29 protein-coding genes are annotated in these 26,549 nt (G+C 60.2%); 11 read left to right on the forward strand and 18 right to left on the reverse strand.

What is annotated here, in order from left to right; translation table 11 throughout:
• Positions 1–2 precede the first annotated feature (2 nt).
• The 9 genes from hisD to ACM6I5_RS06625 form a co-directional block, all read right to left on the reverse strand.
• Complete coding sequence (gene hisD / locus ACM6I5_RS06585) at positions 3–1,340, reverse strand: histidinol dehydrogenase (protein WP_414883439.1); 1,338 nt, start codon at positions 1,338–1,340, stop codon at positions 3–5.
• Between the two features lie 125 nt (positions 1,341–1,465).
• Positions 1,466–2,101 carry an ATP phosphoribosyltransferase gene (gene hisG / locus ACM6I5_RS06590; protein ID WP_007901570.1) on the reverse strand — a complete coding sequence of 212 codons (636 nt, stop codon included), beginning with the start codon at positions 2,099–2,101 and terminating at the stop codon, positions 1,466–1,468.
• A gap of 170 nt (positions 2,102–2,271) precedes the next feature.
• A complete protein-coding gene (gene murA, locus ACM6I5_RS06595) occupies positions 2,272–3,537 on the reverse strand; it encodes a UDP-N-acetylglucosamine 1-carboxyvinyltransferase (RefSeq protein ID WP_017336551.1) in 1,266 nt (421 codons plus the stop codon).
• 22 nt (positions 3,538–3,559) lie between these two features.
• The gene (locus tag ACM6I5_RS06600) at positions 3,560–3,799 is read right to left on the reverse strand and encodes a BolA family protein (protein WP_007901566.1); all 240 of its coding nucleotides are present in this window, start codon (positions 3,797–3,799) and stop codon (positions 3,560–3,562) included.
• A 113-nt stretch (positions 3,800–3,912) separates the two neighbouring features.
• Entirely contained in the window at positions 3,913–4,218 is a 306-nt protein-coding gene (locus ACM6I5_RS06605) for a lipid asymmetry maintenance protein MlaB (protein ID WP_017336550.1), read from the reverse strand.
• Positions 4,215–4,871: a phospholipid-binding protein MlaC gene (locus ACM6I5_RS06610; RefSeq protein ID WP_017336549.1), complete on the reverse strand. Its 657-nt coding sequence runs from the start codon at positions 4,869–4,871 to the stop codon at positions 4,215–4,217. The genes ACM6I5_RS06605 and ACM6I5_RS06610 overlap by 4 nt, the downstream gene beginning before the upstream one ends.
• Before the next feature lie 11 nt (positions 4,872–4,882).
• Entirely contained in the window at positions 4,883–5,350 is a 468-nt protein-coding gene (mlaD, locus tag ACM6I5_RS06615) for an outer membrane lipid asymmetry maintenance protein MlaD (RefSeq protein WP_017336548.1), read from the reverse strand.
• The gene (mlaE, locus tag ACM6I5_RS06620) at positions 5,350–6,147 is read right to left on the reverse strand and encodes a lipid asymmetry maintenance ABC transporter permease subunit MlaE (protein ID WP_017336547.1); all 798 of its coding nucleotides are present in this window, start codon (positions 6,145–6,147) and stop codon (positions 5,350–5,352) included. Before mlaE ends, mlaD begins: the two co-directional genes overlap by 1 nt.
• The gene (locus ACM6I5_RS06625) at positions 6,147–6,956 is read right to left on the reverse strand and encodes an ATP-binding cassette domain-containing protein (protein WP_017336546.1); all 810 of its coding nucleotides are present in this window, start codon (positions 6,954–6,956) and stop codon (positions 6,147–6,149) included. Before ACM6I5_RS06625 ends, mlaE begins: the two co-directional genes overlap by 1 nt.
• A gap of 275 nt (positions 6,957–7,231) precedes the next feature.
• Between ACM6I5_RS06625 and ACM6I5_RS06630 the strand changes: the two genes are divergently transcribed.
• From ACM6I5_RS06630 to ACM6I5_RS06675, 10 genes are all read left to right on the forward strand, one after another.
• A complete protein-coding gene (locus ACM6I5_RS06630; protein ID WP_017336545.1) occupies positions 7,232–8,206 on the forward strand; it encodes a KpsF/GutQ family sugar-phosphate isomerase in 975 nt (324 codons plus the stop codon).
• Positions 8,206–8,730 carry a KdsC family phosphatase gene (locus ACM6I5_RS06635; protein ID WP_017336544.1) on the forward strand — a complete coding sequence of 175 codons (525 nt, stop codon included), beginning with the start codon at positions 8,206–8,208 and terminating at the stop codon, positions 8,728–8,730. The genes ACM6I5_RS06630 and ACM6I5_RS06635 overlap by 1 nt, the downstream gene beginning before the upstream one ends.
• 7 nt (positions 8,731–8,737) lie before the next feature.
• On the forward strand, positions 8,738–9,310 hold the full coding sequence (gene lptC, locus ACM6I5_RS06640; RefSeq protein WP_017336543.1) for an LPS export ABC transporter periplasmic protein LptC: 573 nt from the start codon (positions 8,738–8,740) through the stop codon (positions 9,308–9,310).
• Positions 9,297–9,845: a lipopolysaccharide transport periplasmic protein LptA gene (lptA, locus tag ACM6I5_RS06645; RefSeq protein ID WP_017336542.1), complete on the forward strand. Its 549-nt coding sequence runs from the start codon at positions 9,297–9,299 to the stop codon at positions 9,843–9,845. Before lptC ends, lptA begins: the two co-directional genes overlap by 14 nt.
• The gene (gene lptB, locus ACM6I5_RS06650) at positions 9,845–10,570 is read left to right on the forward strand and encodes an LPS export ABC transporter ATP-binding protein (protein ID WP_017336541.1); all 726 of its coding nucleotides are present in this window, start codon (positions 9,845–9,847) and stop codon (positions 10,568–10,570) included. Before lptA ends, lptB begins: the two co-directional genes overlap by 1 nt.
• A gap of 185 nt (positions 10,571–10,755) precedes the next feature.
• Positions 10,756–12,249, forward strand: a complete 1,494-nt coding sequence (locus tag ACM6I5_RS06655; protein WP_017336540.1) for an RNA polymerase factor sigma-54 — start codon at positions 10,756–10,758, stop codon at positions 12,247–12,249.
• A gap of 74 nt (positions 12,250–12,323) precedes the next feature.
• A complete protein-coding gene (hpf, locus tag ACM6I5_RS06660; protein WP_007941242.1) occupies positions 12,324–12,632 on the forward strand; it encodes a ribosome hibernation-promoting factor, HPF/YfiA family in 309 nt (102 codons plus the stop codon).
• A gap of 12 nt (positions 12,633–12,644) precedes the next feature.
• Entirely contained in the window at positions 12,645–13,109 is a 465-nt protein-coding gene (gene ptsN, locus ACM6I5_RS06665; protein WP_017336539.1) for a PTS IIA-like nitrogen regulatory protein PtsN, read from the forward strand.
• A gap of 2 nt (positions 13,110–13,111) precedes the next feature.
• Positions 13,112–13,969, forward strand: a complete 858-nt coding sequence (rapZ, locus tag ACM6I5_RS06670) for an RNase adapter RapZ (protein ID WP_017336538.1) — start codon at positions 13,112–13,114, stop codon at positions 13,967–13,969.
• Between the two features lie 15 nt (positions 13,970–13,984).
• The gene (locus ACM6I5_RS06675) at positions 13,985–14,260 is read left to right on the forward strand and encodes an HPr family phosphocarrier protein (RefSeq protein ID WP_017336537.1); all 276 of its coding nucleotides are present in this window, start codon (positions 13,985–13,987) and stop codon (positions 14,258–14,260) included.
• A gap of 76 nt (positions 14,261–14,336) precedes the next feature.
• On the opposite strand, the gene ACM6I5_RS06680 is transcribed toward ACM6I5_RS06675, so the two are convergent.
• From ACM6I5_RS06680 to pmbA, 6 genes are all read right to left on the reverse strand, one after another.
• A complete protein-coding gene (locus ACM6I5_RS06680; RefSeq protein WP_414883440.1) occupies positions 14,337–15,230 on the reverse strand; it encodes a ZIP family metal transporter in 894 nt (297 codons plus the stop codon).
• Positions 15,231–15,260: 30 nt separating this feature from the next.
• Entirely contained in the window at positions 15,261–15,872 is a 612-nt protein-coding gene (locus tag ACM6I5_RS06685) for a superoxide dismutase (protein WP_414883441.1), read from the reverse strand.
• 1 nt (position 15,873) lies between these two features.
• Positions 15,874–16,305 carry a hypothetical protein gene (locus ACM6I5_RS06690; RefSeq protein WP_017336534.1) on the reverse strand — a complete coding sequence of 144 codons (432 nt, stop codon included), beginning with the start codon at positions 16,303–16,305 and terminating at the stop codon, positions 15,874–15,876.
• Positions 16,306–16,332: 27 nt separating this feature from the next.
• A complete protein-coding gene (locus ACM6I5_RS06695; RefSeq protein ID WP_017336533.1) occupies positions 16,333–17,709 on the reverse strand; it encodes a class II fumarate hydratase in 1,377 nt (458 codons plus the stop codon).
• Positions 17,690–18,097, reverse strand: coding sequence for a FagA protein (locus ACM6I5_RS06700; RefSeq protein ID WP_414879364.1), 408 nt, complete (start codon positions 18,095–18,097; stop codon positions 17,690–17,692). The genes ACM6I5_RS06695 and ACM6I5_RS06700 overlap by 20 nt, the downstream gene beginning before the upstream one ends.
• 176 nt (positions 18,098–18,273) lie before the next feature.
• Complete coding sequence (gene pmbA / locus ACM6I5_RS06705; protein ID WP_414879363.1) at positions 18,274–19,620, reverse strand: metalloprotease PmbA; 1,347 nt, start codon at positions 19,618–19,620, stop codon at positions 18,274–18,276.
• Positions 19,621–19,728: 108 nt separating this feature from the next.
• On the opposite strand from pmbA, the gene yjgA reads away from it, so the two are divergent.
• Complete coding sequence (gene yjgA / locus ACM6I5_RS06710; protein ID WP_007901505.1) at positions 19,729–20,253, forward strand: ribosome biogenesis factor YjgA; 525 nt, start codon at positions 19,729–19,731, stop codon at positions 20,251–20,253.
• 48 nt (positions 20,254–20,301) lie between these two features.
• Here yjgA and tldD read toward each other — a convergent pair whose 3' ends face one another.
• The 3 genes from tldD to ACM6I5_RS06725 all read right to left on the reverse strand — a co-directional run bounded on the left by tldD (position 20,302) and on the right by ACM6I5_RS06725 (position 26,521).
• Positions 20,302–21,744, reverse strand: a complete 1,443-nt coding sequence (gene tldD, locus ACM6I5_RS06715) for a metalloprotease TldD (protein ID WP_017336530.1) — start codon at positions 21,742–21,744, stop codon at positions 20,302–20,304.
• Positions 21,745–21,762: 18 nt separating this feature from the next.
• A complete protein-coding gene (locus tag ACM6I5_RS06720; RefSeq protein WP_414883442.1) occupies positions 21,763–22,611 on the reverse strand; it encodes a carbon-nitrogen hydrolase family protein in 849 nt (282 codons plus the stop codon).
• A gap of 106 nt (positions 22,612–22,717) precedes the next feature.
• Complete coding sequence (locus ACM6I5_RS06725; protein ID WP_414883443.1) at positions 22,718–26,521, reverse strand: YhdP family protein; 3,804 nt, start codon at positions 26,519–26,521, stop codon at positions 22,718–22,720.
• Positions 26,522–26,549 lie beyond the last annotated feature (28 nt).

Here is a 26,549-nt window from a genome sequence, read left to right on the forward strand (position 1 = left end):
GCTCAGTTCCCCTGCCCTTGTGGAACGTCTTCGTCAACGATGCGGTATTCGGCGCTGCGGGCGTGGGCGGTCAGCGACTCGCCACGGGCCAGCACGGAAGCAGTCTTGCCCAGTTCGGACGCACCCTGCTCGGAGCAGAAGATGATCGACGAGCGTTTCTGGAAGTCGTACACGCCCAGCGGCGACGAGAAGCGTGCGGTGCCAGAGGTCGGCAGCACGTGGTTCGGGCCGGCGCAGTAGTCGCCCAGGGCCTCGGAGGTGTGACGGCCCATGAAGATCGCGCCCGCGTGACGGATCTGCGGCAACCAGGCTTGCGGGTCTGCCACCGACAACTCCAGGTGCTCCGGTGCAATGCGGTTGGCCACTTCGATCGCCTGGTCCATGTCGCGCACCTTGATCAGTGCACCACGGCCATTAATCGAAGTTTCGATGATCTCGGCACGCTCCATGGTCGGCAGCAGTTTGGCGATGCTGGCAGCGACCTGGTCGAGGAACTCGGCGTCCGGGCTGACCAGAATCGCCTGGGCGTCTTCGTCGTGTTCGGCCTGGGAAAACAGGTCCATGGCGATCCAGTCCGGATCCGTCTTGCCGTCACACACCACAAGGATTTCCGATGGCCCGGCGATCATGTCGATGCCGACCTGGCCAAATACATGGCGCTTGGCGGTGGCGACATAGATGTTGCCCGGGCCGACCACCTTGTCGACCTTCGGCACGCTTTCAGTGCCGTAAGCCAGAGCGGCAACGGCTTGTGCGCCACCGATAGTGAAGACGCGGTCAACGCCGGCGATGCAGGCGGCGGCCAGCACCAGCTCATTGATTTCACCGCGCGGGGTCGGTACGACCATGACCACTTCGGTCACACCGGCAACCTTGGCCGGAATCGCGTTCATCAGCACGGACGACGGGTAAGACGCCTTGCCGCCCGGCACGTACAGACCGGCGCGATCCAGCGGCGTGACCTTTTGGCCGAGCACGGTGCCGTCGGCTTCGGTGTAGCTCCAGGAGTCCTGTTTTTGCTTCTCGTGGTAGCTGCGCACGCGGGTCGCGGCTTTTTCCAGGGCTTCGCGCTGAGGTACGGTGATTCGGGTCAGGGCCAGTTCCAGGCGTTCGCGCGGCAGGATCAGGTCGGCCATCGAGGCGACGTCCAGACCGTCGAACTGCCGGGTGAACTCCACCAGCGCCGCATCGCCACGCTCACGCACGGCTTTGATGATGTCCAGCACCCGCTGATTGACCGAGTCGTCAGACACACTTTCCCAGCTCAGCAGATGATCCAGATGATGCGCGAAATCCGGATCAGCAGCGTTGAGTCGGCGAATTGCAGTCAGTGCGGTCATAGCGAGAGCCTCATAGGAATGGCAAAAACTCAGGCGCCCTAACTTAGCAGTCGTTTCCGCTTGGGCACCTGAGATTCTGGCTATGAGGCGGATAGACGGGCGCGACTCAAAGTCGCGCAGGTGAATCAGCCGCGGTGTCGAGACTCCACTGCCTTGCGCAGGGTGTCGATCAACGCCTGGATACGGGCGTGCTGCATTTTCATCGAAGCTTTGTTGACGATCAGCCGGGAGCTGATGTCGGCAATGAAGTCCTGAGGTTCCAGGCCATTGGCGCGCAGCGTATTGCCAGTGTCGACCACGTCGATGATCTTGTCCGCCAGACCGATCAGCGGCGCCAGTTCCATCGAGCCGTAAAGCTTGATGATGTCGACCTGACGACCCTGTTCGGCGTAATAGCGCTTGGCAACGTTGACGAATTTGGTTGCCACGCGCAGACGGCCCTTGGGCTCGACATCGCCGACACGGCCAGCGGTCATCAGCTTGCAAAGGGCAATGCGCAGGTCCAAAGGCTCGTACAGGCCCTGGCCACCGTATTCCATCAGCACATCTTTACCGGCGACGCCCAGGTCGGCAGCACCATGCTCGACGTAAGTCGGCACGTCGGTGGCGCGCACGATCAGCAGGCGCACATCAGCCTGGGTCGTGGGGATGATCAGCTTGCGGCTCTTGTCCGGATTCTCGGTCGGCACGATGCCCGCTTCAGCCAGAAGCGGCAGGGTGTCGTCAAGGATGCGGCCCTTGGACAGTGCGATGGTCAACATGGGAAACGTCAGTCCTTATCAAGGTACGTGCCCGGTCACAAATGGCGCCGGACACACATCGAGGGCGGAGACCCCCGACTTGAAACGAATTCATCCATGTGGCGCAACAGCTACTGCGCTCTGCTGTAACACCACATGTGGGCACATCCTTATGCCCATGCAGCAAAAAACTAGCCCGGTACGCGACGGATCTTGGCGCCGAGCATCTGCAGTTTCTCTTCGATGCACTCATAACCACGGTCGATGTGGTAGATGCGGTCGATCAGGGTGTCGCCTTCAGCGATCAGCGCCGAGATCACCAGGCTGGCCGATGCACGCAGGTCGGTGGCCATGACTGGCGCGCCTTTCAGCTTCTCGGTGCCGGTGACGATGGCGGTGTTGCCTTCGACCTGGATCTTGGCGCCCATGCGGTGCAGTTCGTACACGTGCATGAAACGGTTTTCGAAGATCGTCTCGATCACGGCACCAGTGCCTTCGGCAATGGCGTTGAGCGAGATGAACTGCGCTTGCATGTCAGTCGGGAACGCCGGGTACGGAGCGGTACGCACGTTGACGGCTTTTGGCCGCTTGCCGTGCATGTTCAGCTCGATCCAGTCTTCGCCGCAGGTGATTTCGGCACCCGACTCGCGGAGTTTTTCCAGGACGGCTTCGAGGATGGTCGGATCCGTGTCCTTGACCTTCACGCGACCGCCGGTCACGGCGGCAGCCACCAGATAGGTGCCGGTTTCGATACGGTCGGGCATCACTTTGTAAGTGGTGGTGTGCAGACGCTCGACGCCATCGATGGTGATGGTGTCGGTGCCGGCGCCAGTGATCTTGGCACCCATGGCGATCAGGAAGTTCGCCAGGTCGACGACTTCAGGCTCGCGTGCGGCGTTGGCCAGAACGCTGCGGCCCTTGGCCAGAGCAGCGGCCATCATGATGTTTTCGGTACCGGTCACGCTGACGGTGTCGAAGAAGAAGTGCGCACCGCGCAGGCCGCCTTCAGGGGCCTTGGCCTTGATGTAGCCGCCTTCGACGTCGATGACCGCGCCCATGGCTTCAAGACCCCGGATGTGCAGGTCCACCGGACGCGAACCGATGGCGCAACCGCCAGGCAGCGCGACTTCGGCTTCACCGAAACGGGCAACCATCGGGCCCAGTACCAGGATCGACGCACGCATGGTTTTCACCAGTTCGTACGGGGCGATCAGGGTCTTGATGGTGCGCGGGTCGATTTCGACGCTGAGTTTCTCGTCGATCACCGGCTCGATGCCCATGCGACCGAACAGTTCGATCATGGTGGTGATGTCATGCAGGTGCGGCAGGTTGGCAACGGTAACCGGGCCATCGCACAGCAAGGTGGCAGCCAGGATCGGCAGGGCAGAGTTCTTCGCCCCGGAAATGCGGATCTCGCCATCAAGACGAGCGCCACCGGTAATAATCAATTTATCCATAAGAATCTCGACGCCCTTGGGCTCAGGTGCGCTCGGCCCAGGCCGCGCTGCTGAAAAATTTCATAGTGACCGCATGGATGCTGCCATCGGTGATCCATGGGTTCAAATGGGCATAGACCTGCTGCTGACGCTTCACCGGGCTCAACGCCGCCAGTTCATCGCTAATCACGTTCAGCTGGAAATTGCAGCCTTCGCCTTCAACTTCCACCTTGGTGTTTGGCAGCTTTCCTTCAAGGAAGCTCTTCACTTCTACGGCCTGCATGCTCAACCTCAATCGGCGCCCTGTGCGCGCGGGTCGGACATCATACAAAAAAGCCCCGCGCCTGCGAACCCCGCGAAGCAGGACTCTGACGGGGGGCTTTCTTATCGATGCGGTTAGGGATGCGCCAACAGCTCGGTCAATTCACTGACCTGAGCAATTTCGCGCATGTCTTCGGGCATTGCACGGATGCTCAGCGGCTTGCCGGCCTCCTGCGCATCACGCATGAAACACAGCAGCAGCGACAAGCCGACACTGCTGGACTTCAACACCGCCGAACAATCCACCACCAAGGCGGCGGCCTTGCTGGCCTTGATCAGCGCCTGGCCCTGCTTGCGCAGGCCCGGGCCGGTGCGGTAGTCGAGCATGCCGCTGAGCATCAGCTCGCCGGATTCGCTCATGCGAATGGCCGATACACTCATTGGGCTTGCTTCTCAGGCGTTTGCTTCTCGCTGGCTTCCTTGGCTTTGGCGACTTCACCGGCCCAACCATTGATGGTCTTGTCCAGGTCGTTGCCATTGCGCTGCATCGCATCGGCGAACTGATCGCGGAACAGCTTGCCGATGTTGATGCCATTGATGATCACGTTGCGCAACTTCCACTCGCCACTGATCTTTTCGAGCGTGTAGGACACAGGATAGATCGCGCCGTTGCTGCCCTTGACCGTCATGCCAACGCTGGTGCGGTCTCCCGACTCATCCTTGGCAGGGTCGACGACGATGCCCTGATTGTTGTACTCGAGCAAGGCGTTGCCATAGAACTGGAACAGGCCCTTCTTGAAGTTTTCTTCAAAGGCCTTCATCTGCGCAGGCGTGGCCTTGCGCGAATACTTGACCGTCATGATGCTCTTGGAAATGCCCTCGGCATCTACCACAGGGCCGACGATGGTATTCAGCGCCGTGTAAAAGTCCTGCGGATCCTGCTTGTACTTCTCTTTGTTGGCTGAAAGATCCGCCAACAACCGGGTCGTGGTGTCCTGTACCAGATCGTGCGCGGAAGGCGCCGCCACGGCGTTAGCCATCAACGGCAGGGCCGCGAGTAATACCAACAGGCCACGTCGCAAGGTAGAGATCATTCAAAAGCTCCTCATTTGGCGTCTTTGCTAACGGTATTGAGCAGGAATTTACCGATCAGGTCCTCGAGCACCAGCGACGACTGGGTGTCATGGATGGTTCCACCATCCTTGAGCAGGCCTTCTTCGCCGCCCACGCTGATACCGATGTATTTCTCGCCCAACAGGCCAGCAGTCAGAATAGATGCAGTGGAGTCAGTCGGCAGGTTATCCACGCGCTTTTCCAATTGCATCGTCACCCGACCGGTGAAACTGTCGCGGTCCAGATCGATCGCCGTGACCTTGCCGATGGTCACACCGGCCATGGTCACTTTAGCTCTGACCGTCAAACCGGCGATATTGTCGAAATAGGCATAAAGTTTATACGTATCGGTGGTTGAGCTCGGGGACAGGCCACTCACCCGCAACGCCAGCAACAGCAAAGCCAGGATGCCAGCCAGCAAGAAAAGGCCGACACCGATTTCCAGGGTGCGGTTTTGCATCAGAAATCTCCAAACATCAAGGCGGTCAGAATAAAGTCCAGGCCGAGTACAGCCAACGAGGCATACACAACGGTCTTGGTAGTGGCACGACTGATCCCCTCGGAGGTGGGCTCGCAGTCATAGCCTTGGAATACGGCGATCCAGGTCACGACAAAGGCGAAGACGATACTTTTGATGATGCCGTTGAGCACATCGTCAGTGAACGTCACGCTGTTCTGCATGTTGGACCAGTAGGAACCTTCATAGACACCCAGCCAGTCGACGGCCACCCAAGAACCGCCCCAGATACCCACCACGCTGAAAATCATCGCCAGCACCGGCAGGGAAATGAAGCCGGCCCACAGGCGCGGGGCAATGATGTACTTGAGCGGGTCGACACCAATCATTTCCAGACTGGACAGCTGCTCGGTGGATTTCATGTTGCCGATTTCAGCCGTCAGGGCCGAACCGGCGCGTCCGGCGAACAGCAATGCGGTGACCACAGGGCCCAGTTCGCGCAGCAAGGTCAGGGCAACCATCTGCCCGACCGCCTGCTCCGAACCGTAGCTGGACAGAATATTGAACCCTTGCAGCGCCAGCACCATGCCGATGAACACCCCGGAGACCACAATGATCACCAGGGACATCACGCCCACCGAATGCAGCTGCTTGATCAGCAGGCCGAAACCGCCGCCGATGCCGCCACGGCCGAGCAAGGCATGGAACAGAAAGATCGCCGAACGGCCGAACACCGCCATCACATCGATGCCGCCGTGACCGAAACGACGTACGCGTTCTAATAGTGAAATCTTGCGCATCAACGCTTCCCCAGAAGATCTGCGCGGTAATCCGTCGCTGGAAAGTGGTATGCGACCGGACCGTCGGGATCGCCGGTCATGAATTGACGAATACGCGGCTCCTGCGAATTCATCAGCTCCTCGGGAGTGCCCTGCCCCAACACTTGCCCATCGCCCACCACATAAATGTAATCGGCAATGCTGGCCGTCTCGGCCAGATCGTGGGAAACCACGATACTGGTGATACCCAGCGCATCGTTGAGCAAACGGATCAGGCGCACCAACACGCCCATCGCGATAGGGTCCTGGCCGACGAAGGGTTCGTCATACATGAGAATCTGCGGATCAAGGGCAATCGCCCGCGCCAGCGCGACACGGCGCTTCATGCCGCCGGACAGCTCGTCAGGCATCAGGTCGATGGCGCCACGCAGGCCCACGGCCTGTAATTTGAGCAGGACGATGTCCCGGATCATTTCTTCCGGAAGCTCGGTATGAACGCGCAGGGGAAAGGCAACGTTCTCGAACACGTCGAGATCGGTAAACAGTGCGCCACTCTGAAACAGCACGCCCATGTGTTTACGCGCATCGAACAAATCACTGCGCGACAGTTTCGGCAGGTTCTGACCGTTGACCCAGACTTCGCCCTTGGTCGGACGCAATTGGGCGCCCATCAAACGCAACAGTGTGGTCTTGCCACACCCGGAAGGCCCCATGATGCCGGTGACCTTGCCGCGCGGAATACGGATATCGACGTTATTGAAAATGCTGCGCGCACCGCGCTTGAAGGTCAGTCCCTTCAGCTCGACCGCGTAGGCGTTATCGGCACTCATCTAAACTCCTTGCGATGCAGCCTCTCACTCGGACGCCTGACTTCCTTGCGAAAGCACATACCTCCCGGGCAGGCCGAACTGGCGGCGAACTATATCACTGCAAAGGCCAAGCGCCCAAGGGCCAAGCCTGGCCTTGTTCAGCAACCTGAGCGGTAAAAAGCTTTATTTAGAGGGATTCGGTAACAGGGAATGTCAAAGCGCGACGAACTTGCGTGAGGGTTTCGATCATTACCGCTATAATCGCCGCCTTTTCATCAGGCTATACGATTTCTGACATGAGCCAATCCAGCGACCTGATTCAATCAGCACAACGCACCATCCGCCTCGAACTGGAAGCCGTACAAGGCTTGCTGCCCCATATCGACGCAGATTTCGTACGCGCTTGCGAGATGATTCTGGCCAGCAAAGGCCGCGTAGTCGTGGTCGGCATGGGCAAATCCGGACATATCGGCAACAAGATTGCCGCTACCCTGGCCAGCACCGGCACCACGGCTTTCTTCGTGCACCCGGCCGAAGCCAGCCACGGCGACATGGGCATGATCACCCGTGACGACATCATCCTGGCCCTGTCGAACTCCGGTTCCACCAATGAAATCGTCACCCTGCTGCCGTTGATCAAACGCCTGGGCATCAAGTTGATCAGCGTGACCGGCAACCCCGACTCTCCGCTGGCCAAGGCCGCCGAAGTCAATCTCAACGTGCATGTCGAACACGAAGCCTGCCCGCTGAACCTGGCGCCGACATCGTCGACCACTGCCGCCCTGGTCATGGGCGACGCCCTGGCCGTTGCGCTGCTCGAAGCCCGCGGCTTTACCGCTGAAGACTTTGCCTTTTCCCACCCTGGTGGCGCGCTGGGCCGACGCCTGCTGTTGAAAGTGGAAAACGTCATGCATGCGGGGCAGGAACTGCCGCAAGTCCAGCGCGGCACACTGCTCAAGGACGCGCTGATGGAAATGACCCGCAAGGGCCTGGGCATGACCGTCATCCTGGAAGCCGACGGCACACTCGCCGGGATCTTCACCGACGGCGATTTGCGTCGCACCCTGGATCGCAGCATCGATATTCACAGCGCGACGATCGACCAGGTCATGACCGCCCACGGCAAGACTGCCCGCGCCGAGATGCTCGCCGCCGAGGCCCTGAAAATCATGGAAGACCATAAAATCAACGCACTGGTCGTGGTCGACAGCGAAGACCGTCCGGTCGGCGCCTTGAACATGCACGACTTGCTGCGTGCGGGAGTAATGTAATGAGCACGGACCTGCTGCAACGCGGCAAACAGATCAAACTGGCCGTCTTCGACGTCGATGGCGTCCTGACCGACGGGCGTTTGTACTTCCTTGAAGACGGCAGCGAATTCAAGACCTTCAACACGCTCGACGGCCAGGGTATCAAGATGTTGATGGCAGCCGGCGTACAGACCGCTATCATCAGCGGCCGCAAGACACCGGTGGTCGAGCGACGGGCAAAGAACCTCGGCATTCCCCACCTGTATCAGGGGCGCGAAGATAAACTGGTGGTGCTGGACGAACTTCTCGCCCAACTCAACCTAAGCTATGAGCAAGTCGCCTACCTCGGTGACGACCTGCCAGACCTGCCGGTGATTCGCCGCGTAGGCCTGGGCATGGCGGTGGCCAATGCCGCCGGCTTCGTGCGTGAACACGCCCATGGCATCACCCAGGCCCGTGGTGGCGAGGGTGCCGCCCGCGAATTCTGCGAATTGATCCTGCGCGCCCAAGGCCGCCTCGATGCGGCCAACGCCGCGTACCTGTGAGCCAACTATGCTGAGCAAGAAATTTCGCAACATCCTGGTGTTCGGTTGCATCGCAGCAATTTTTGCGGCGGTCGGCTACTGGAACATCAGCCCGGAACGCTTCCTCGACCAGCCGGTGGCAAAGGTCGATGAAAGCGCGATCGACTATTACGCACTCAACGCCCACAGCGTGCAGTACCTGCCGGACGGCAAACTGCAGTACGAAATGACGTCGGACAAGGTTGAACACCTGAAGGCGACCGAAGTGACGCTGTTGACCAATCCGGACCTGAACCTGTTCCGCGGCACCCAATTCCCCTGGCACGTCCAGAGCGAACACGGTGAAGTCAATCCGGATGGCACCCAGGTCGAGCTGATCGACTCGGTGCGCATCACCCGTTTCGACGAGAAAAACCGCAAGACCCTGATTACCACCACCCGCATGACAGTGTTCCCGCAGCAGCAATATGCGCAGACCGATCAACCCGTTAGAATCGACGGCGCTGGTGGTGTCTCGACTGGCAAGGGAATGAAAGCGTATTTGAAAGAAAGCAGGATACACCTGCTATCGAACGTAAGAGGACAGTATGAGGCTCGTTAAAACTCTCCCTATTTTGCTCGGTCTGGGCGCAGCACTGGGAAGCGTGAGCGCCTGGGCTCTGCCGAACGATCAACAGCAGCCTATCCGCATTCAGGCCGACGACGCCCAACTGGACGACAAGAATGGCGTTGCCACCTACACCGGCGATGTGATCATTACCCAGGGCTCGATGAAGGTTACCGGCAACAAGGTCACCATCACCCGCACCGCAGCCGGCGACATTGACGTCGTGACTTCGGTGGGCAACCTGGCCTACTTCGAGCAGTTGCAGACCGCTGGCGACACCAAACCAGTTCAGGGCTACGGCGTGACTATCCAGTACCACGCCTCCCAAGACCGCGTCGTGCTGATCGATAAGGCGAAAGTCATCGACAAGGACGGCAACGTTACCCAAGGCGAGAAAATCGTCTACGACACCAATAAAAAGCTCGCCAGCGCCGGCCGTGCCACAGGCACCAACGTGACCGAATCGCGCCCGCGGATCGACATGGTGATCCAGCCGAAAAAGAAAACCGAAGAGCAAAAGGCCCCGTAATGGCAACTCTGAAAGCTCAGCATCTGGCCAAGAGCTACAAGAGCCGCCAGGTCGTGCGCGACGTCAGCCTGTCCATCGACAGCGGTCAGATCGTCGGCCTGCTTGGTCCTAACGGCGCCGGCAAGACCACCTGCTTCTACATGATCGTCGGCCTGGTCCAGGCCGATCAGGGCCGCGTGCTGATCGACGATCTGGACGTCAGCCACCAGCCGATGCACGGTCGTGCGAAGGCCGGTATCGGCTATCTTCCACAAGAAGCGTCGATCTTCCGCAAACTCTCGGTTGCCGACAACATCATGGCAATCCTCGAGACCCGCAAGGAACTCGACAAGGCCGATCGCCGCAAAGAGCTGGAAAGCCTGCTGCAGGAATTCCACATCAGCCACATCCGGGACAACCTCGGCATGAGCCTGTCCGGTGGTGAACGCCGCCGCGTGGAAATCGCCCGTGCACTGGCAACCAACCCGAAATTCATCCTCCTCGACGAACCCTTCGCCGGTGTGGACCCGATTTCGGTGGGCGACATCAAGCAGATCATCTACCACCTCAAGGCCAAGGGCATTGGCGTGCTGATCACCGACCACAACGTCCGTGAGACCCTGGATATCTGCGAAACCGCCTACATCGTCAACGATGGCCAGCTGATCGCCGAAGGTGATTCTGCCACCATCCTGGCCAACGACCTCGTGAAAGAAGTCTATCTGGGCCATGAGTTCCGCCTGTAAGCACCAAGGCGTCTCTGGCTAGTCGCCGAGCGCTTGTCTCGATAAAAAATCAACAATTTTTTATTGTTACAGCGCTCTAGGCAAACGTTGCAGTTTCAGGCATATAATTTGCTTATGTTTGGCGCTCCGGCGCCCTGTAGTGGATGGCGCATGTGCGCCGGCGAATAAGGTGTTAAGCCCCTGCCATGAAACCATCGCTAGTCTTGAGAATGGGCCAGCAGCTGACGATGACACCGCAGCTGCAACAGGCCATCCGCCTGCTCCAATTGTCGACCCTGGACCTGCAACAGGAAATCCAGGAAGCCCTGGAGTCCAATCCGATGCTCGAACGCCAGGAAGAAGGCGACGACTTCGATAACGCCGACCCCTTGGCCGACAAAGCCGAACAGCAACCCAACGCCGATGTTTCAGAGCCCTCCTACCAGGAAACCGCCCCGACGGTGGACAACCTCGATGAGGGCGACTGGAACGAGCGCATTCCCAACGAACTGCCCGTCGACACCGCATGGGAAGACGTCTACCAGACCAGCGCCAGCAGCCTGCCGAGCAACGATGACGACGAGTGGGATTTCACCACCCGCACATCGGCCGGTGAAAGCCTGCAAAGCCATCTCTTGTGGCAATTGAACCTGGCGCCGATGTCCGACACCGATCGTCTGATCGCCGTGACCCTGATCGATTGCATCAACAACCAGGGCTACCTGGACGAAACCCTCGAGGAAATCCTCGAAGCTTTCGATCCGGAACTCGACATCGAACTGGACGAAATCGAAGCCGTCCTGCATCGCATCCAGCAATTCGAGCCGGCCGGCATCGGCGCCCGCAACCTTGGTGAATGCCTGCTGCTGCAATTGCGCCAGCTGCCCGCCAAGACGCCTTGGCTGGCCGAGGCCAAGCGCCTGGTCACCGACTATATCGACTTGCTCGGCAGCCGCGACTACAGCCAGCTGATGCGCCGCATGAAGCTGAAGGAAGACGAACTGCGCCAGGTCATCGAACTGGTACAGAGCCTCAACCCACGCCCTGGCTCGCAGATCGAGTCCAGTGAAGCCGAATACGTGGTCCCCGACGTGATCGTGCGCAAGGACAACGAGCGCTGGCTGGTAGAACTGAATCAGGAATCGGTACCGCGACTGCGGGTCAACGCTCAATACGCCGGTTTCGTGCGTCGCGCCGACACCAGCGCCGACAACACCTTCATGCGCAATCAGTTGCAAGAGGCCCGCTGGTTCATCAAGAGCCTGCAAAGCCGTAACGAAACCCTGATGAAAGTTGCCACCCAGATCGTCGAGCATCAACGCGGCTTTCTGGAATACGGCGACGAAGCGATGAAACCGCTGGTCCTGCATGACATCGCCGAAGCGGTGGGCATGCACGAATCGACGATTTCCCGGGTGACCACGCAAAAATTCATGCATACCCCTCGGGGCATATATGAGCTGAAATACTTTTTCTCCAGCCACGTCAGCACCTCCGAAGGCGGCGAATGCTCGTCCACGGCGATCCGCGCGATCATCAAAAAACTGGTTGCTGCGGAAAATCAGAAAAAGCCGTTGAGTGACAGCAAGATCGCTGGTTTACTGGAGGCACAAGGCATTCAGGTGGCTCGCCGCACCGTCGCCAAGTACCGCGAATCCCTCGGGATCGCGCCTTCGAGCGAACGCAAGCGGTTGATGTAGAGCCACGCCACAGCGTTCCAGTGGTAGATCATCTGATCTACCGCTTTATGCACTGGCAACGAAGGAGAAGCTGTATGCAAGTCAACATCAGTGGACACCAACTGGAAGTGACCGAACCTCTTCGCACCTACATCGGCGAAAAACTCGAACGATTAGAGCGGCATTTCGACAAGATCACCAACGTGCAAGTCACGATGACGGTCGAGAAGCTGAAGCAGAAAATCGAAGCCACGCTGCATATTCCCGGCAATGAAGTGGTCGCAAACGCGGAACATACCGACATGTACGCGGCGATCGACGCGCTGACCGACAAGCTGGATAAACAACTCAAAAAGCATAAGGAAAAGACCCAAAGCCTCCTCCAGGGCGCGACCGGTCGTTAACACTCCCAACCCATGATCCTACTTGAAAGCATCCTGACCCCCGGCCGTTCCCTCGTGAACGTGCCGGGCGGCAGCAAAAAGAAAGCCCTCGAGCAAATTGCCAACCTTATCCATAAAGAAGTGCTGGATCTGGAGATGCAAGATGTCTTCGAGGCTTTGATTGCCCGTGAAAAACTTGGCTCGACCGGTTTTGGTAACGGCATCGCTATCCCCCACTGCCGCCTGAAAGGCTGCACCTCGCCCATCAGTGCCTTGATGCACCTGGATGCCCCCATCGATTTCGACGCCATCGACGGCGCCCCGGTTGACCTGCTGTTCGTTCTGCTGGTCCCGGAAGCGGCTACCGATGCGCACCTTGAATTGCTCCGGCAGATCGCCAGCATGCTTGATCGCAAGGAAGTCCGTGATCGCCTGCGCAGCGCACCGAGCAATGAAGCCTTGTATCAGGTTGTCCTGGACGAGCAAAACAGGCACTAATCATGCGCTTGATCATCGTCAGTGGCCGTTCCGGCTCAGGTAAAAGCACCGCGCTCGATGTTCTCGAGGACAACGGCTATTACTGCATCGACAACCTGCCCGCCGGGTTGCTGCCGGAACTGGCCGAGCGTGCGTTGATTCACACAGAGCTGGCGCAGCCGCTGGTTGCCGTCTCCATCGATGCGCGCAACTTGCCGAGCCACCTGACCCGTTTTCCGGAACTGCTCGCAGAAGTTCGCAGCCGGCATATCCAGTGCGACGTCCTGTACCTGGATGCCGACGAAGAAACCTTGCTCAAGCGTTTTTCGGAAACCCGCCGCCGTCACCCGCTGAGCAGCGCCAATCGCTCGCTGGCCGAGGCGATCAACGATGAAACCAACCTGCTCGGGCCGATTGCCGACCTCGCCGATCTCAAGGTCAATACCACCAACCTGAACCTTTATCAGCTGCGCGATACCATCAAATTGCGCCTGCTGAACCAACCGGAACCCGGCACTGCGTTCCTGGTGGAATCGTTCGGATTCAAGCGCGGCATGCCGGTGGACGCCGATCTGGTGTTCGACGTGCGCTGCCTGCCGAACCCTTATTGGAAGCCGGAGCTACGCGATCAGTCCGGGCTTGACCAGCCGGTTGCCGAGTACCTGGCGGCCCAGCCGGACGTCGAGGAGATGTTCCAGGACATTTCCACTTACCTGCTCAAATGGCTGCCCCGCTTTGCCGCCAGCAACCGTGCTTATGTCACCATTGCCATTGGCTGTACCGGCGGGCATCACCGCTCCGTGTACCTGACCGAACGTCTGGGCCAGGTCCTGCAAAAATCCCTGAAGAACGTCCAGGTCCGCCACCGCGACCTCAGCTAAAGGATTCACATCGCGATGCCTGCTCTGGAAATCGAAATCATCAACAAGCTGGGCCTGCATGCCCGTGCTTCTGCCAAATTCGTCGGCGTGGCCGGTCAGTTCAAGGATTGCACGATCCGGGTCGGACGCACGCCGGAATCCACGGTCGATGGCAAAAGCATCATGGCCATGATGATGCTCGCCGCTGGCAAGGGCACCAAGATCCATCTGAGCACGGAAGGCGAGCAAGAACAGGAAGCACTGGATGCACTGGTCGCGTTGATCAACAACTTCTTCGACGAAGGCGAATAAAAAGATCGCAGCCTTCGGCAGCTCCTACATGTGAATGCAATCTCATGCAGGAGCTGCCGAAGGCTGCGATCTTTTTTCAGGCGAGCGCGGTATCCATCACCATCATCAAACAAAACCCGATCAGCAACCCAAGGCTGGCCAGCTTGTCATGACCATGGCGGCGCGACTCGGGAATGACTTCATGCGTCACCACCAACAACATCGCCCCGGCCGCCAGTGCCAGGCCCAACGGCAAGAGCAACTCGGCCAGGGTCACCAGCCAGGCGCACAACAGCGCAAAGACCGGTTCGACCAATCCTGACGCCGCACCGATCAGGAACGCTTTGACCCGCGACATCCCTGCCCCGGCCAACACCAACGCAATCACCAACCCCTCCGGTACATCCTGCAACGCGATGCCCATGGCCAGGCTGTCGGCGTCGGGCATGCCGCCACCCGCCGAGACACCGACCGCCATGCCTTCAGGAATGTTGTGGGCAATGATGGCAAACACGAACAACCAGATCCGTGGCGGAATGACCGGTCGCTCCAGCGTGCCAACGAGCATTTCCGGCGATGCGCCAGACACCTTTCGATCCACCAGAAACAACCCGAACGCACCCAGCATGATGCCGAAGCTGATCAGGCCGCTCGCCGCCCAAGGCGTCAGCCCCAGGCTTTCAGCCGCAGCAATGCCCGGAACGATCAGCGAAAAAGCTGTCGCCGCGAGCATCACCCCGGCACCGAAGCCGAGCAGTGTATCGCTGACCGCCTGGGGCATGCGCCGAATCACCAGCACCGGTACCGCGCCCAGGGCCGTACCCAATGCGCAGATCGCACCGCCCTGTAAGGCCCGTAGCAGTTTCGGTTCAAGATCCAGCCACGCCAGGCCCTGGGCGACCAACAAGCTCATACCCGCCAGCAGTAACAGCGACCCCAATGCGTAACGAAACATCCGCCCACTTCCGATCGCCAGTGTTTCAGTGCCCATAGTCAGCCCAGGATTGTTTTTATAGAAGACTTAAACCAGTGCAGCCTGATAGCGCGCAGCGACTTCAGGCCAATTGATCACGTTATAAAACGCGTTGATGTATTCCGGGCGACGGTTTTGATATTGCAGGTAATAGGCGTGCTCCCAGACATCCAGGCCGAGGATGGGTGTATTGCCGTTCATCAACGGACTGTCCTGGTTACCGCTGCTTTCCACGACCAGGGTCTTTTGCGGGGTCACACTCAGCCAGGCCCAGCCGCTGCCGAAACGGGTCAGCGCGGCTTTGGTGAACGCTTCCTTGAAACGGTCGAGGCCGCCCAGTTGGTCGTCGATCGCCTTGGCCAGCTCGCCGTCCGGCTGACCGCCGCCGTTGGGCACCATGACTTCCCAGAACAGCGAATGGTTGGCGTGACCACCGCCCTGATTGATCACCGCTGCGCGGAGTTTTTCCGGCAGCTGTTGAACGGCAGCCACCAGTTTTTCCACCGGCCACTCGACAAACTCGGTGCCTTCTAAGGCGGCGTTCAGGTTGTTGATGTAGGTCTGGTGATGCTTGGTGTAGTGGATTTCCATGGTTTGCGCATCGATGTGCGGTTCCAGGGCATCGTAGGCGTACGGCAAGGCAGGCAAGCTAAAAGCCATTTCAATGGACTCCATGAGGTAGAGGCGCAGCGGGCGACGCAGCATCGGTGTGCAGCAAACGATGAGTACGCGGGTATTCGCCGTGCTCGCTGATGAAATTCAGCAGTTCGACGTAGGTTTTACTGCTCTGACGCAGCGCTGCTTCGCGCAATGCGGGCGCCAGCCGCGGGTCCTGCATGGTCTTCAATAGCCGCTGGTGGATGGCGCACAGGTATTCGGCGCTCTCCTCCGGCTGGTTCAGACGCAAATGCAGGTCCGCCAGGTTGTGGTGGGAAATCACGCAGGCCGCCACCGCTTCGTCGGCGTCCGCCCAGCGCTCGAACAACACCTGAGCCAGGGCCAATGCCTGCAGGTAAGCTTCGCGGGCATCCACCAGTTCGCCCAGCATGAAACAGCGGTTTGCCCTTTCGATCGTGCGTTTCCAGTGCTCCATGGTGAGCCTCCAAAGCGGTTGCGGTGATTACACGCCGCCTGCGGTGAGCTTTTCCGGATTGAGCAACTCTTCCAGTTGGCTACGTGTCAGGTCGGTGTGTTCCAGGGCGACATCGATCACCGGCCGGCCTTGCTGATAAGCCTTCTTGGCAATTTCAGCGGCGTTCTGGTAACCAATGATCGGGTTCAGTGCAGTGACCAGAATGGGGTTGCGCGACAGCGCTTCCTTGAGCCGGGCTTCGTTGACCTTGAAGCTGGCGATAGCCTTCTCACCCAGCAGGTGGCTGGCGTTGGCCAGCAACTCGATGCTGCTCAGCAGGTTCTGGGCAATGATCGGCAGCATCACGTTCAGCTCGAAGTTGCCCGACTGGCCAGCGATGGTGATGACCGTGTCATTGCCGATCACTTGGGCAGCGACCATGGCGGTGGCTTCCGGGATCACCGGATTGACCTTGCCGGGCATGATCGACGAGCCCGGCTGCAAGGCTTCGAGCTCGATTTCACCAAGACCGGCCAGCGGGCCGGAGTTCATCCAGCGCAGGTCGTTGGCGATTTTCATCAGCGAAACAGCGGTGGTTTTCAGTTGCCCGGAGAGCGCAACGGCAGTGTCCTGGGAGCCGATCAGTGCGAACAAATCGGGGCCCGGCGTGAATCGCACCTGAGTCAGTTGGGTCAACTGCTGGCTGAAAAGACCGGCGAACTCGGGATGCGCATTAATGCCGGTGCCCACCGCCGTGCCGCCCTGAGCCAGGGATTGCAGACTCGGCAGCAGATCCTGCAGATGACCGATGTTGGCCTTCAGCTGTTGCGCCCAACCGTTGAGCACCTGACTCATGCGCACCGGCATTGCATCCATCAAGTGAGTGCGACCGGTTTTGACGTGGTGGTGAACCTCTTCAGCCTTGTGCTCGATGACCTGCACCAGGCGCACCAGCGCTGGCAGCAGTTGTTCATGCAACGCCAGCGTAGCGCTGACGTGGATGGTGGTCGGGATGATGTCGTTGCTGCTCTGGCCGCAATTGACGTGATCGTTGGGGTTCACCGGCTCGCCGAGCAGACGGCTGGCCAAGGTCGCGATCACTTCGTTGGCGTTCATGTTGGAACTGGTGCCGGAACCGGTCTGGAAAATATCCACCGGGAAGTGCTGCATGAAGTCGCCCTGCAACAAACCCAGTGCCGCGTCGACGATGGCTTTGCCCTGGGATTCGCTGATCTGCTTGAGTTCGACGTTGGCTTGGGCAGCGGCGGCCTTGGCCAGGATCAGTGCGCGGATGAACTGCACCGGCATCGGTTTACCGCTGATCGGGAAGTTCTCCACCGCACGCTGGGTCTGTGCGCCGTAAAGCGCATCCACCGGGACCTGAAGCTCACCCATGCTGTCGCGCTCAATACGAGTCTTGTTCATCAGAAAATCCTTGTACCAGTTCTATGAGAGGAATCGAGGGCTGCAACTCGCAGGTCGCCAGTTGCCAGGTGTAGCTTTGCCAGCGCTTGAGGCGGCACTTGCAGAGGGAGAGGCGTTCGAGTTCGCGCAGCGGGCGCCATGCCTGATCCAGGCAATAGGTCCGCCAGTGCCAGGGCAGCGCAACATCGGCGGCGGTATCGAGCAGCACACGGAAAGACGTTTCGGCGATGGTCCAGGGAGAGGTCGCCGTGCAGCACGCCAGATACCGGCCTTCGGCCAGGTAATGTTCGATCAGGCGAGGCTCGTCGGGATCCATCGCGCAACGGATCTGGCGACTCATCCAGCGCCAGTTTTCGAGGTAGGGCTGTTCGTGCAAGGCAGAACTCATGATCCGGGCTCATTCGGTAATGAGATTTATTATTAGATGATAATGAGAACCAAAACAAGGTCGACCGCACACCGAGTTCATGGTGGGCTTGCCCGCGATGTGACCGTCTGCGTGAACCCAATAAAAAAAGGCGCGCCGCCCAATGGGTGGCGCGCCTTTTTGCCTGGCGGTAAGCGTTAGCTACCGGCGACGGTCATCCGCTCGATCAATACCGACCCCGTGCGAATGTTGCTGCGCAATTCCAGGTCATTACCGACGGCGACGATTTGCTTGAACATGTCGCGCATGTTGCCGGCGATGGTGACTTCCTGGACCGCAAACTGGATTTCGCCGTTTTCGACCCAGTAACCCGCCGCGCCACGGGAATAATCGCCCGTGACCATGTTCAGGCCCTGGCCCATGAGCTCGGTGACCAGCAAGCCACGGCCCATGCGGCGCAGCAAGGCCGCTTGATCTTCATCACCGTGAGTGACGAACAGGTTGTGTACGCCGCCGGCGTTGGCGGTGCTCGGCATGCCGAGTTTGCGACCGGAATAGGTGCCGAGAATGTAGGACACCAACTCGCCTTTTTCGACGAACGGTTTGGCGTAGGTTGCCAAGCCATCGCCGTCAAACGCCGAACTGCCCATGGCGCGCATCAAATGTGGACGTTCATCGATGGTCAGCCATTCCGGGAACAGCTTCTGACCCAGCGTCCCTTCAAGGAACGACGATTTACGATACAGGCTGCCGCCGGAAATCGCCGAGAGGAAACTGCCGAACAAACCACCCGCCAGCTCAGCGGAGAACAGCACCGGCACTTCACAGGTAGGCACCGGACGCGCGCCCAGACGGCTCGCTGCACGTTGCGCGGCACGCTGGCCGATGCTCGCAGGATCCATCAGCAAGTTGCCCTGGCGGTTCACGTCATACCAGTAATCGCGCTGCATCTGGCCATCGGCCTCGGCGATCATCACGCAGCTCAAGCTATGGCGAGTCGAGGCGTAACCACCAATAAAACCGTGGCTGTTGCCGTAAACGCGGCAGCCCTGGTGAGTGCTGAGGGTGGTGCCGTCGGCGTTCTTGATCCGGCTGTCGGTGGCGAATGCCGCCGCCTCACAGCTCAAGGCCATCTCGATGGCTTGCTCCGGTGTGATGTCCCATTGGTGGAACAGATCGAAATCCTGCAGATCCTTGGCCATCAGTGCAGCGTCCGCCAGGCCGGCGGCTTCGTCTTCGGAGGTGTGTTTGGCGATGGCCAGCGCCGCAGCGACGGTTTCGCGAATCGCGTCCGGGCCACTGGCCGAGGTGCTGGCCGAGCCCTTGCGCTGGCCAACATACAAGGTGATGCCAAAGCCCTGATCCCGGTTGAATTCGACGGTTTCGACTTCGCGCTGGCGTACAGAGGTCGACAGGCCCTGCTCCAGGGACACCGCCACTTCACAGGCACTGGCGCCCTGGCGCTTGGCTTCAGCAATGATCTGCTCGACTTGTTCCTGCAGTGCCGGCAACGCTTGTGGGCCGACGCTTTCAACTGCACTCATGCTGTTCTCCACTCAAATTCTGCTTTCGGTAAAGGCCTTCGAGCGACCGGGCCGGACAAGCGGCCCCCGACTGGTTATCATGGCGGCGTTTCTTTGCGGACGGCCACCATGGTTGATTCTTACGACGACTCCCTCGATACGGGAGAAAAAAGCAAATCCCAGGTTAAACGCGAGCTGCATGCTCTGGTTGACCTCGGCGAGCGCCTTACAACGCTCAAGCCTGACTTGCTGGCAAAACTGCCCTTGACCGACGCTATGCGCCGGGCCCTGGCCGATGCGCCCAAGCACACCGCGAATATCGCGCGTAAACGGCACCTTATGTTCATCGGCAAACTGATGCGCGATCAGGACACTGACGCCATTCTGACTTTGCTCGATCAACTCGATGCCTCCACCCGGCAGTACAACGAACGTTTCCACGGGCTGGAGCGCTGGCGCGATCGCTTGATCGCGGGCGACGATGCAGTCCTGGAGAAGTTCGTGCTCGACTACCCTGAGGCTGATCGTCAGCAGTTGCGCTCCCTGATCCGTCAGGCCCAGCACGAACTGGCGACCAACAAGCCACCAGCGTCAAGCCGTAAAATCTTCAAGTACATCCGTGAGCTCGACGAGACTCAACGCGGCCTGCGTTAAGTCCCGTCTCGGGTGAGTCGTTACGCGACTCACCCGACGCTCCATCCCTTACGATCCTGTGCCACCCACAGTGATCGCATCGATTTTCAGCGTTGGCTGGCCGACACCCACCGGCACCGACTGCCCGTCCTTGCCGCACGTGCCCACACCGCTGTCCAGCGACAGATCATTACCGACCATCGACACCTTGCTCATCGCCTCCGGGCCGTTGCCGATCAACGTCGCGCCTTTGACCGGGGCGGTAATCTTGCCGTCTTCGATCAGGTAGGCCTCGCTGGTGGAGAACACGAATTTGCCGCTGGTGATGTCCACCTGACCGCCGCCGAGGTTGGCGCAGTAGATGCCGCGTTTCACCGAGGCAATGATTTCCGCCGGATCGCTTTCGCCCGCCAGCATGTAAGTGTTGGTCATGCGCGGCATCGGCAGGTGCGCGTAGGATTCGCGACGGCCGTTGCCTGTGCGGGCCACGCCCATCAGGCGCGCATTGAGCTTGTCCTGCATGTAGCCTTTGAGCACGCCGTTTTCGATCAGCGTGGTGCACTCGGTCGGCGTGCCTTCGTCGTCGACACTCAGCGAGCCACGGCGACCGGCCAGCGTGCCGTCATCGACGATGGTGCAGAGTTTGGACGCAACCATCTCACCCATACGCCCGCTGTAGGCGGAACTGCCCTTGCGGTTGAAATCACCTTCCAGACCGTGGCCGACCGCTTCGTGCAGCAGCACCCCGGACCAGCCCGATCCCAACACCACCGGCAACGTACCGGCGGGCGCCGGAATGGCCTCAAGGTTGACCAGCGCCTGACGCAGCGCCTCACGGGCGTAGCTCATGGCACGGTCTTCGGCGAGGAAATACCGGTAATCGGTACGACCGCCGCCACCATGACCGCCACGCTCGCGGCGACCGTTCTGCTCAACGATCACGCTGACGTTGAAACGCACCAACGGCCGCACATCCGCCGCCAGGCTGCCGTCGGTCGAAGCGACAAGAATGCGCTCCCAGACACCGGCCATGCTCACGGTCACTTGCTGGATACGCGGATCGAGGGCGCGCGTGGCAACGTCGATACGCTTGAGCAGCTCGACTTTCTCGGCGCGGGTCAGTACTTCCAACGGGTTATCCGGTCCGTACAGCTGGGCGACATCCTGAGTGGTGAACGCCTGCACCGTGCCATTCTGCCCGGCGCGGGAGATCGAACGAGCAGCACGCGCCGCCGCGCCCAGGGCTTCGAGGGTGATCGCATTGCTGTAGGCAAAACCGGTTTTCTCACCCGATTGCGCGCGCACGCCAACACCTTGATCAAGGTTGAAGCTGCCTTCCTTGACGATCCCGTCTTCCAGCGCCCACGACTCGGAAATCTGCCCCTGGAAATACAGGTCGGCGGCATCGATACCTGGGCCGGCCAGATCGCCGAGCACACCTTGCAGGCTCTCGATCGTTACGCCGCCGGGCGCCAGGAGGTGTTCACTGACTGAGGACAACAACTCGCTCATATGCTTTACGCCTTAAATTCATCGTTCTGAGGCAGGTCGCTGCGCGCCCTGCGAGAAAAAGCGCCGGTGACTGGACACCGGCATCCGCGCCTGGATGGACGCCTGTTCGCTGCTATCGCGTTCGGCCAGCAGCACGGCCTCGCCTTGGTCCTGTTGCGCGAGCACTCGCCCCCACGGGTCGATGATCGCGGCATGGCCGAAGGTCTCTCGCGGTCCCGGATGCGTTCCACCCTGGGCCGCCGCGAGCACATAACACTGGGTCTCGATGGCCCGCGCTCGAATCAGCACATCCCAATGCGCCGCGCCGGTCACGGCGGTAAAGGCTGACGGTGCGGTAATCAATTCCGCCCCGGCAGCGCGCAATTCGCTGTACAGCTCCGGGAAGCGCAGGTCGTAACACACCGTCAGGCCGACCCGACCGACGGGCGTGTCGGCGACCACCACGCCACTGCCATAAGCATAGTCATCGGATTCCCGATAACGCCCGCGGTTGTCCGCCACGTCCACGTCAAACAGGTGCAATTTGTCGTAGCGCGCCACCGTCTCGCCCTGATCATTGACCAGTAGCGAGCAGGCATGCACTTTCGCCGTCGGTTGATCCACCGGCGGCAACGGCAAGGTGCCGGCCACTATCCATAACTTGAGGTCGCGAGCGGTCTGTTTCAACCAGGGCAGGATCGGACCTTCGCCCGACGCCTCGGCGCGACCGATGTCAGCGATGTCACGGCGGCCCATGGCGGCGAAATTTTCCGGCAGCACAGCCAGCTTCGCGCCACCGGCTGCCGCTTGTTCGAGCAGCCGACGAGCCTGGGCCAGATTGGCCAGCACATCGCTCTGGCTGACCATTTGAATCACCGCTAACGACATGGCCTTACCCTTATCCGGAATCAACACATACCCGCAGGCGCTGCCGAAGGCTGCGCCTACAGGGGGCTAACGGCCATGCTACTCCATCGGTCCGAAGGATGGCTTTTCAAAAAGGTTTGTCGAAGGTGATTTTCGGCTCTTTCCACGGGCCTTTGACGGTGTATTTCACGCTGGCGAAGCGCGCCACGCGGTCACCGATCAGCTTGTCGATCAGGAACAACGCGCCGCCGATGGCCGGTGCGCCGACGATCAGCGCGGCAATCGGCAGGTTGTTGGTCACCGGCAAGGTCACCAGCAGTTTCGCATCGACCTGATCACCCACCAGATCCAGCGTGCCATTGAGCTCGATATTGCTCGACGGGCCGGTCAACAGAATCGGCTCACGCGTCACGTAAACACCGTTAGTCCCGACCAGCAGGCCTTTGACCCGGTCGTAACTCAAGCCTTTGCCAAACAGATCGGAGAAGTCCAGCCGCAAGCGCCGGCCGATGGAGTTGAAGTTGAGCAGGCCAAACACCCGCAACGCCTGAGCGCCGCCCTCGACTTCAACGAACTGGCCTTTGTTCAGCGACGCATCAAGCGTCCCGGAAAAACGCTTGGTAGCCAGCCAGGCCGGCGAACCGGGCCAGCGACCGTCGACATCCATATGAAATTCTTCACTTGTGACACTGGGCGCAAAGCCCCAGCCTTTCAGCACATCCGCAAGGTTCTTGCCACTGACCCGGCCCTTGTACCAGCTGCTGGATGCACCGGGCGCACCTTCCCAGCCACCGCTGCCCTGCAACAGAATGCCCTTGAGGCCCAGGTCCAGCGCATTGAGCGCGATGCCCTTGGCGGTCGGACGCACTTTCAGCGACCAGCCCCCCACCAGATCCTGCCCCTGGAACAGCTGATTGATGGTGATATCCAGCGCCGGGATTTTTGTCGGATCAACGCTGGCCAGTGGATCCGGCGAGTTTTCATCGGCCAGGACCGTCGGGTCCGGTGCCGGCAAACGCACGTATTGCAGATTGATTGCAATCGGCGCGCCTTTCGCGTCAGGGATAGCAGCGGTGCCCTTGACCTGTTTACTGTCGAGCTGCAAGGCCCACGCCGCCGGTTTACGGTTCAACTGCACCGAAGCCTGGTCGAGGGTGGTACCGATACCGCTGAGTTTGCCGACCTTGAAGTCCGCGCTGCTGAGCAGTTGTTTGGCGCTGCCGCCCGGGTCCTGACCGGCATACTTGTCCACCAGGTCTTTCCAAGGGCCGACATCCAGTTCCGACAACACGCCGCGCACCCGCAGGCCTTTGGCTCCGGGCAACACGGCTTCGCCGCCACCGAGGAACAATTCGCCGCGACCGTCGGCAAAGTTGCCGGGGGGGGCCGCGAATGTGAAACTCGCCAGCTCGCCGTACTTGACCCAGTAACGTCGCTCCTGGCCTTGCAGGGTCATGCGGAACATCGTGTCGCGTCCGACGTCGGCCGCCATGCCGAACGGCGCCGGCAAATCCACCGCCACGCCTTTGAGGTTCGAATTGACCAGCAACTGGCTGTCGGGGCCATCCAGGTTCAGTTGCAACTGATAAGGGATCAGGCCGGACACCGGCAACGGCTGGGTAACGCTCAACCAATCGGTGAGCTTCTTCACCTCGACCTGGCCCGAGGCGTTGACACGGGTCTTGATGTTGCCCGGGCTGCCGTCGGCGAAAATCTGCGCAGTGACCGGTTTGTCAAAGGCGCGAGCGGTGATGTTCTGCCCGCTCAACCCCTTGGTGCTGTCGAAGCGGAAATCGCCCTTCAATTGAGTCAGCTCAAGGGCCGGTTCGGCGAGTTTCAAGCGCGCCTTGGCGGTCTTGAAGTCGACGAGGATAGTGGGCTGCTCGCCTTTGGCCAGCGGAATATCCAGCTTCACCTTACCCTTCAGATCGCCCTCGCCTTCCCATCCGGCGAAGGTGGCAGCGGTGCCGATCGGCGCTTCCTGGAGAATTTTCAGGCCATCGCCCAACCCGCCGGCGAAAGCGCCATCAAGCAGCAGGTGTGGGTTTTGCCCGGCGGATGCGTGGGGAATATTGACGTAGATGTCACTGACTTGTGTGTCCAGCAACTGGCCCTGGCTGGCCAGAATGCGTACGCCGCTGTCTTCGATGAACACATCGCCACTGACCTTGCTGACATGCGGCCAACCCGGCTGGAACGCCAGCTCGGCATCGTGAACCTTGAAGAACAGGCTGATGCTGCGAGCCGTGTCGGCGGCGCCATGATTCAGCGAGCCCTGATACTGGAAGAAGCCCTGGTCGACCGCGCCCTTGAGAATCGCCGTGCGCAGCCATTCGTCCAGTGCCGGACTGAGCACTTCCGGCAGGTACTTGGCGGTGTACTTGCCGTCGCCGTCCACCAGGCCGACCCGCAGGTCCATGTAGTCTTCCTGGGTATGGTCGAAATGCAGGCGGATCAGGAAGTCGCCGGCAATCTTGCCCTCCTCGCCCAGCACTTTCAGGTACGGCGCGATGAGGGTGAAGCCTTCTTTGTCGAGCTTCCAGGTCAGCCGGGCGTTGGCCTGAATGTATTGCCATGGCTTGGCGAAAATCGGGTCCAGGTGCAGGACAAAATCCTTGCTGTCCATGCGCAGTTCGCCGTGACCGAGGTCACCACTGATGCTGCCGCTGACATTTCGCGCCGCTGGCGCGCCGTGATAGGCGTCAAACCCCACCCGATCGAGGTTGGCGGCGAAACTGACCTTGCTGTCGTCGGTGGCGTTGGGCCGGAAGTCGACCAACACGTTGCGCAAACCACCGGTCACCTTGAGCCGCTCCACGGCGGTGGCGACGCCTTCAGGCAATGGCCCCAAGGCATTCAGCAGCGGTGTGAGTGGCGTGAGGTCGAGGCGGTCGGCTTGCAGATGCCAGAGTTCTTCGGTCTTGTCGGTGGCTTGGCTTTGTTTGAGTTGCAGGCGCGATTCCCAGCGGGTCTCGCCGATGTTCATGGACAGCGAGTCCACCGTCACCAGAATGCCTTCGGCACTGCGCTGGAAATAGCTGTTGAGCGCCAGGTTGTTGATCTGGACCGGCTTGCGCTCGGCGTAGGCACCCTTGATCTGCGGCGCGTTCAAGCGGATCGCAGCGCTTTGCAGCGCGCCTTTGCTCCAGTTGACCCAAAGCTCGCCACCGGCCTTGATCTCGGAAAAATTCCATTGCCGGGTCAGGCGCTCGGGTAGCCATTTCGACCAGTCACTTTGCGGCAGGCTTACGTAAGCATCCGCTTCGCCGTCCTGCCACTGGCTGGCGCGAATGCGAGTACGCAGGCTCATGGCCACTGGCTGACCGTCGGGCAGGGTCAGCCGCGCGTCGAGTCGCTGACGGTAGACGCCGGTTTTCAGGTTCAGTCCAACGTAGGTCAAGGTCAGCGGCGGGTGATCCAGCGGCTGCAAGGTGACCTGACTGTCGAGCACCGACAACTGCTGGACCATCTGCATGCGATTGAGCAACTGTTCCGGGTCCAGCGGCTGATCCTGTTGCACCGGCAGGCCTTCCAGCGCCCAATGACCGTCCTCGCCTTCCTTGAAGCTGATCTTCAAACCGTTGAGTTCAAGGTGGGCGATGCGCACTTCACGAGCCAGCAGGCTGGCCCAAAGATCCGGCACCGCACGTACCTGATCCAGGCGCAGGGTGTTGGCGCCCTCGCCGACCATCACGTCGTGGGCCAGCAGAATCGGCGCGAAGCCGTGCCAGTTGCCTTCCAGTTCACCGATGTGCAGCGGCATGCCCAGGGCAGCGCCGGCTTTGGCTTCGACTTCGGCCCGATACTCGGCCACCAGCGGCGTCAGTTCGCGGCCGAGACTGACGTAAAGCGCCATCAGCACCAAAGCCAACGCGCACAGGCCCAGACCCCAGCGGGTCAGTGCGGCCAAAATGCGTGTCAGACGCTCCATGTCAGTTGGCTCCCATGGCAAAAACAGT

It is taken from the genome of Pseudomonas sp. IT-P171 (genome assembly GCF_949767765.1).
In the GTDB taxonomy this organism is placed as follows: Bacteria; Pseudomonadota; Gammaproteobacteria; order Pseudomonadales; family Pseudomonadaceae; genus Aquipseudomonas; species Aquipseudomonas fluorescens_B.